Here is a 2,790-nt window from a genome sequence, read left to right on the forward strand (position 1 = left end):
ACCGGGCTGGTCTGGCAGATGAAAATGGCCAGCCTTGCCGTCGCGGCGATGGCGCCGGTGGGGGCGGTGTACACCTTCATCGCGCTGGTCACCGGCGCGGCGTGGGGCAAACCGATGTGGGGCACCTGGTGGGTGTGGGACGCGCGCCTGACCTCGGAGCTGGTGCTGCTGTTTCTCTACGCCGGGGTCATCGCCCTGTGGCACGCCTTTGACGACCGTAAAATGGCCGGGCGCGCGGCGGGCATTCTGGTGCTGGTCGGCGTGGTGAACCTGCCGGTTATCCACTATTCCGTCGAGTGGTGGAACACCCTGCACCAGGGCTCGACGCGGATGCAGCAGAGTATCGACCCGGCGATGCGCTCGCCGCTGCGCTGGGCCATCGCCGGCTACCTGCTGCTCTTTATGACGCTGGCGCTGATGCGGATGCGCAACCTGATTTTACTGATGGAAAAACGCCGCCCGTGGGTGAGCGAACTGATACTGAAAAGGGGGCACCGGTGAGTCCGGCATTTTCATCGTGGAGCGATTTTTTCGCCATGGGCGGGTACGCCTTTTTTGTCTGGCTGGCGGTGGCGATGACCGTGGCGCCGCTGGCGCTGCTGGCGCTGCACACGGTGCTGCAGCGCCGGGCCATTCTGCGCGGCGTGGCGCAGCAGCGGGCGCGCGAGGCGCGGATGCGTGCCGCACAGGCGCAACAGGAGGCCGCGTGAACCTGCGACGTAAAAACCGGCTATGGGTGGTCTGCGCGGTGCTGGCGGGCCTGGCGCTGACCACCGCCCTGGTCCTGTACGCGCTGCGCGCGAATATCGACCTGTTCTATACCCCCGGCGAAATTCTCTACGGCAAGCGCGAGACGCAGCAGCTGCCGGCGGCGGGCCAGCGCCTGCGCGTCGGCGGGATGGTGATGCCCGGCAGCGTCAGGCGCGACCCGGACTCGCTGAAGGTGAACTTCAGCCTCTACGACGCCGAAGGGTCGGTGACGGTGAGCTATGAGGGGATACTGCCGGACCTGTTCCGCGAGGGGCAGGGGGTGGTGGTGCAGGGCACCCTGGAGAAGGGCAACCACGTCCTGGCGCAGGAGGTGCTGGCCAAACATGACGAGAACTACACCCCGCCGGAAGTGGAAAAGGCGATGCAGGAAAACCACCGCCGCCCGCAACGCGCTGATAAGGACACCTCATCATGATGCCTGAATACGGCCACGCGCTGCTGTGCCTGGCGCTCGGCGTGGCGCTGCTGCTGTCCGTTTACCCGCTGTGGGGCGTGGCGCGCGGTGACGCGCGGATGATGGCGTCGGCCGGGGTGTTCGCCTGGCTGCTGTTTATCTGCGTGGCGGGCGCGTTTTTCGTGCTGGTGCACGCCTTTGTGGTTAACGACTTCACCGTGGCCTATGTCGCCGGCAACTCGAACACGCAGCTGCCGGTGTGGTACCGGGTGGCCGCCACCTGGGGGGCGCACGAGGGCTCGCTGCTGCTGTGGGTGCTGCTGATGAGCGGCTGGACCCTGGCGGTGGCGGTGTTCAGCCGGCGGGTGCCGGCGGATATCGTCGCCCGGGTGCTGGCGGTGATGGGGATGGTCTGCGCCGGTTTTCTGGCGTTCATCCTGTTCACCTCCGGCCCGTTCGCCCGCACGCTGCCGGCCTTTCCGGTGGAGGGGCGCGACCTGAACCCGCTGCTGCAGGACCCGGGGCTGATTTTCCACCCGCCGCTGCTGTACATGGGCTATGTCGGCTTCTCGGTGGCCTTCGCCTTCGCCATCGCCGCGCTGCTGAGCGGGCGTCTGGACAGCGCGTTCACCCGTTTTGCCCGCCCGTGGACGCTGGCGGCGTGGGTGTTCCTGACGCTGGGCATCGTGCTCGGCTCGGCGTGGGCCTACTACGAGCTGGGCTGGGGCGGCTGGTGGTTCTGGGACCCGGTGGAGAACGCCTCCTTTATGCCGTGGCTGGCGGGCACCGCCCTGCTGCACTCGCTGGCGGTCACCGAACAGCGCGCCGGCTTTAAGGCGTGGACGCTGCTGCTGTCCATCTGCGCCTTCTCGCTGTGCCTGCTGGGCACCTTCCTGGTGCGCTCCGGGGTGCTGGTGTCGGTGCACGCCTTCGCCTCCGACCCGGCGCGCGGAATGTTTATCCTCGCCTTTATGGTGCTGGTCACCGGCGGCTCGCTGCTGCTGTTCGCCGTGCGCGGGCACAGGGTGCGTTCGCGGGTGAACAACGCGCTGTGGTCGCGCGAGTCGCTGCTGCTCGGCAACAACGTCCTGCTGATGGCCGCCATGCTGGTGGTGCTGCTGGGCACCCTGCTGCCGCTGGTGCACAAACAGCTGGGGCTGGGCAGCATTTCGGTGGGGGAGCCGTTCTTTAACACCATGTTCACCTGGCTGATGGTCCCCTTTGCCCTGCTGCTGGGGGTGGGGCCGCTGGTGCGCTGGGGCCGGGACCGGCCGCGTAACATCAGGACGCTGCTGCTCACCGCCCTGGTCTCCACCCTGGTGCTGTCGGTACTGTTGCCATGGCTGCTGGAAGATAAAATCATCGCCATGACGGCGGTGGGGATGGCGATGGCCTGCTGGATTGCGGTGCTGGCGGTGGCCGAAGCCGTACAGCGCGTGTCCCGCGGCACGAAAACCTCTCTCAGCTACTGGGGAATGGTGGCGGCGCACCTCGGGCTGGCGGTGACGATTACCGGCATCGCCTTCAGCCAGAATTACAGCGTGGAGCGTGACGTGCGGATGCGGGCGGGCGACAGCGTGACCATTCACGACTACCGCTTCACCTTCCGGGAGGTGCGGGACAAC

The 2,790-nt window shown here is 67.2% G+C and carries 4 protein-coding genes; all 4 read left to right on the top strand.

What is annotated here, in order from left to right:
- A partial coding sequence (ccmC, locus tag J4650_RS22585; protein ID WP_023993450.1) for a heme ABC transporter permease CcmC occupies nucleotides 1-501 on the top strand: 501 nt, incomplete at its 5' end.
- Entirely contained in the window at nucleotides 498-710 is a 213-nt protein-coding gene (gene ccmD, locus J4650_RS22590) for a heme exporter protein CcmD (protein ID WP_000074110.1), read from the top strand. The genes ccmC and ccmD, both read left to right, overlap by 4 nt.
- Nucleotides 707-1,186 (top strand): cytochrome c maturation protein CcmE, encoded by a 480-nt coding sequence (gene ccmE / locus J4650_RS22595; RefSeq protein WP_001053601.1) that lies wholly within the window; start codon nucleotides 707-709, stop codon nucleotides 1,184-1,186. The genes ccmD and ccmE overlap by 4 nt, the downstream gene beginning before the upstream one ends.
- Nucleotides 1,183-2,790: heme lyase CcmF/NrfE family subunit (locus J4650_RS22600; protein WP_208231563.1), on the top strand; the 1,608-nt coding region annotated here is incomplete at its 3' end. The genes ccmE and J4650_RS22600, both read left to right, overlap by 4 nt.

The organism is Salmonella sp. 32120201201600049SM, from assembly GCF_017572835.1.
GTDB classification, from domain to species: domain Bacteria; phylum Pseudomonadota; class Gammaproteobacteria; order Enterobacterales; family Enterobacteriaceae; genus Salmonella; species Salmonella enterica.